This is a genomic window from Desulfobulbaceae bacterium, assembly GCA_015231515.1.
Lineage (GTDB): Bacteria > Desulfobacterota > Desulfobulbia > Desulfobulbales > VMSU01 > JADGBM01.
Map to the genome: position 1 here is coordinate 1 of JADGBM010000175.1, position 4,505 is coordinate 4,505.

Sequence of the window (4,505 nt, forward strand, 5' to 3'; positions counted from 1 at the left end):
AGCTCGCATTGTGGCAATCGAGACAGCCATGAGCCAACCCTGTTGCTGTTGCCATAGGATCTTTCACGCGATACTGATTCGCAACAGCGATGTCAGCGAATACTTTTAATGCACCAGTATTTGTATGACAGGTTGTACATGCATCATGAACCTGAGGGTTACTAGGATCAATTCGAGCACCCAGAGCATTTGCACTTACTGGCGAGTTAACGCCTTCATGACAATCAGCAGTCTCACAACTTGTAACGGTTCCAGGAATAGTTCCTAAAGTTATAAATGTTGAATGGTCTGCAGCTGCCAGACCATTATCCTGCTCATCTTTATGACAGGCAGTACAGTTACCGTTGGCAGCATAATTATTTGCTGATTCTATATGATGGATATTAGGAAGATTATTTTCGATATTTGTTTTAACGGTTACATTGTGACAATCATTACAGGTTGACGCGTATGTGTGAGTTGCATTGTATTCTCCATTAGGATCACCATCTATTCCTAACAGTGGGTCAACTTGAACGGCTGGATCAAGGTCTCCGGCTATTCTTAACACACCGCTTCCAGAGCTATCCTGGTGACAGATACCACATGTGGCATGTAAGCCAATTGGCCCGCTTGCGCTTGAGTGACACACTGAGCAACCAATTATCTTTGTTGCGCCAGCCATACCGGTATAGGAGATATCGGCATACGCAAAATGGGTCGCATCATGACCTTGAGCGGTAAACCCGTCACTATGAATATGGCAATTTGTGCAGTTCTTTGCTGTATTGTGGTTTGCAACATCTGGAACACTGTCATCACCTGTTCCGTCATTTGTCCAATACTTTGTCTGAACGTGACAGACCTGGCAGATACCAGTTGCAGGGTCTGTAACAGGGGTATAGGCAGTATCAACAAAACCGCCCTGGCCATCAAAGAACTTAACGCTCTTTCCGTTAACCTGTTTTCGAATTAACTGACCATAAATCAAACCAAAAGAGCTGCTGCTTGATGAGCAGGAAGGATCATACGTACAAGAAGTACCTACCTCTACAGGATCAATGATACCCGCAACGGTAACTGTGCTTATTGCTCCGCCGTCAACGACTGAGATAATCGGATAAGTATTAGCTATAAGGGTAGTATCATGAACCAAAACAAGAGAACGAGGGGGGGTCGTTCTTGAGTCAGTCGTGTTGTTTTTGTTGGTCCAGTCAACAGCCAAAGGATCTACATCATCCATCGGCCATGTGCCACGAAGATTAACAAGGGCTGTCCCGTCGAAGGTAATTTCAGTTGTATTACCCACTACATTTATGCCGCCGGCTGAGACAACACCTGTAACCAAGAAGGGGTCTTCGGGAGCGGCAGCATCATTCTTCCAATACAGCTGCTCCTGCTCATGGGGGTCATGGCAGTCAACACAATTGGCATCATTCGCCCACAAATACGACGAGGCAGGATTAGTCGAAGCCTTACTGTGAATGTGCGCGGCATAGGTATCTGCATCACCATGGCATTGATTACAGACCGCCGTGGAAATGCCCGCATAGTTTGGCGCTGAATGTTGTTCAGCGGGTGAGTACTGCCACCATAACGAGTAGCTATGACAACTGTTACAGGTAATTCCATTCGTTTCGTTATGCGGTGCGTCAAGCACCGCGGCCTGAACCGCGGTCGCCGTTAACAAAACTACAATTGAACACAACAGAGATAATCTCTTCATTCCAAACTCCCCCAAGCTGAATTTATATACTTAAAAAAAATAATTTTTTGAAATGCGTATTACGAGAAACAACCTTTGAAAAATCTAGGCAAATGTCATTTATAATTCTACGCTTTTCTTTTCACATTTATCAAGGGTTTGTTAAGGTTTTTTTGTCCGAAAACAAACACTCTTGAGCTACAACTAAGTTCCTGGTCATTGTGCAATTAATGTGCCTTACAAAGAATTAATTCTAACTCTACAGTAAAGACAGTGAGATAGAAATTCTACTCGGACACCTTGCTCACTAGCTGACTCGGCACGAGGGGTGAATACACCCACTTTTGCGGAGTGATTTAACCCACCCACCCCCTAAACCAAAAAATATATTGTGGGCCCTTTTCAAAGTGCCCGGCAACTTCACAGCTACACAGACTAAAAAAAGACAACAATTAAAATTTCATAGCCGCTGGCTTGCAGTTACCTGATAAGTTGTCTATATTAAAGAGACAATAGGGACTTTGGAGAGAAAAAAAGCTCCTTAAAAAAACAAGCCTAATTCCCCACAAACACCTAGTTAAATTTAAGGGCGAATCCAATTTTTTACACCAAAAACAATAAATACGCAATAGTGTTACCAGCACAACAGTGGCAGGAACTACTCGTACATTGTCGCAGAAAAATATCTGGCAACCATCTTGCATGTGAGAATCAAGACTTCAAGGCTTTTGGGCTGATTGGCGGCAGGGTTAACGACCATACGATAGATGTCGTTTCCATTGCCCCCCTCTATAAGAACGCCAGAGGGAGCAAAAACCATAAACGTTTTATGGATCACCAGATGGAATGCCATGCCATTCCCTCGGTGACCCCCTTTACAGAGCGTGGTTGGGTTGCTGATCAGCAGGAAGTTGATGACGCCTTAAAAACTATGCATTCTCAAAACTGTTCCCTAATAGGGACATACCACATGCATAGAGTCGCCTGGGACCATGATCCTATACGAGATACACCGACTGAACTGGACCTGATGCTCGGCCAGGGCAGCAGGATGCTTATGTTTATTATTTCAATGGTTGACCCAGCCAAGCCAATTATCAAGGCTTTTTTTGAAGGTGTAACTTCGCAGGAAATACCCATAGAAATTGTTTAGCAATTTGTTGGGTTTCGCGGAGCTCTACCCAACCTACTACTACAACATATCTTGGGGGGGTGGGTGTCCAGAAATTTGTTGGGTTTCGCGGAGCTCTACCCAACCTACTACTATTAAATTAGTACATTTTATAACCACGAAGATCGCAGAGCGCACGAGGAAAAGACTGTTGAAACTCTGTCCTCTGTGACCTCTGTGACCTCTGTGGTCTCTGTGGTAAAATAACCTTGTTTATTGGATTTCATCATACTGCTGCTTTAAGTTTTTTCAGTGTGTTCCGTGGCAAAAAAAACTAACAACTGGTGCGCTCACAACTAAGAAGCCGCCGCAACATGCCAACAACTAATAGCTTATGAGATACCCTTTTTGTATTTTTTTCGTTTTACTCTCTATGTTTCCTGTTAGTGCATATGGGGCATTAGTTCAGGGAATTATTCTTGATGAAAACGGCCCCACTAGCGCCGTTGAGGTCAGAGCCTATAAAACCTATGCTGATCTCCTTCACAAAAGAAACGCTACAATTTCCCATAGAGGTGAAAAGCCCGGGCAATACATCATTAATATACCTCAAGGTCAGTACTACTTTACAGCTCAAGGCACAGGCAACAACACACCGCTCTATTCATATCATGGCTTAAATCCAATTCGTGTTTCTGATGATGATCTCTGGCTGCCTTTCTTTACTGTTCCCCAGACAAAAACTACCTGCACAGATGGCTTCCAAGGCATCGGCGGCACAATTCGCTACAAAGGCCTCCCTGTTCAATCCGGCAGCATTTCCGCCTACACACTCACAGACGAACCATTTCGCGGCATGGGCGTTCTCACCAACACTATCGGGGAAGACGCCTCCTTCTGGTTTGATCTGGAGCCCGGCCAATATGTCGTTATTGCCAGACAACGCCAGGACAATAACGCTATTGGCCCACTTAAAAAAGGTGATCTTTTCTGCTATAGCTCGGCAAACCCGGTCACGGTCAGCCCCGCAAAATCATGTACCATTGATCTGTCCTGCTATCCAAGAGACGACATTGAGGCCTTTTTAAACCAAAACGCTGAAGATCCTCGTGGAAAGAGGGAGGAGAAACGCCGCACAGCGTCCATGGAAACGGCTTCCATAAAAGAAACTGCCGGAAAAAACACTCAATTTTCAATAGTCGCTGGACGGGTAACCGATAGCAACAACATGCCAATACCCAATCTCTTTGTGTCTGCCTATACCGCTGATGACCTTTTTTTATTTCAGATGTATATTGTGCGGTTCAAAAGTGACTTTATTGCACGTACAGATAAAAACGGCATGTTCAGACTTGAAATGCCGCCAGGCAGTTATTATTTGGTTGCCAGAGAGATTGTTGGCGAGGCTCCAGTTGCCGGAGAATACTACGGAATATACGAAGGAACGCCAAACCACAGCCTGAAAATTGAACAAGATAAATCAATTAACGGACTTCAGATTATAGCCGAACCGATAATGCCATAATCCGGCGTAACCAGATGAACTTAGCGCACTGCGCGAGGGCTTAAAAGATTAACTGCTTACTCAACTTTCCGGGGTGGCATAACCCGTTGTTGTTTCGTGATTATTATCGCGTAGGTTGGGTTGATTTTATTTCATACTGCCAAGTTTGTTGGGTTTGAGGTGCTGGGAAATCAGTAAATAGTCTG

3 protein-coding genes are annotated in these 4,505 nt (G+C 44.5%); 2 read left to right on the forward strand and 1 reads right to left on the reverse strand.

Annotation, left to right across the window (positions count from 1 at the left end; translation table 11 throughout):
* A partial coding sequence (locus HQK80_15660) for a cytochrome c3 family protein (protein ID MBF0223628.1) occupies positions 1-1,705 on the reverse strand: 1,705 nt, incomplete at its 3' end.
* 610 nt (positions 1,706-2,315) lie between these two features.
* Here HQK80_15660 and HQK80_15665 point away from each other — a divergent pair.
* Together HQK80_15665 and HQK80_15670 are read left to right on the forward strand one after the other, a co-directional pair.
* On the forward strand, positions 2,316-2,837 hold the full coding sequence (locus tag HQK80_15665) for a hypothetical protein (protein MBF0223629.1): 522 nt from the start codon (positions 2,316-2,318) through the stop codon (positions 2,835-2,837).
* A 391-nt stretch (positions 2,838-3,228) separates the two neighbouring features.
* Positions 3,229-4,320: a carboxypeptidase regulatory-like domain-containing protein gene (locus HQK80_15670; GenBank protein ID MBF0223630.1), complete on the forward strand. Its 1,092-nt coding sequence runs from the start codon at positions 3,229-3,231 to the stop codon at positions 4,318-4,320.
* Positions 4,321-4,505: the final 185 nt, after the last annotated feature.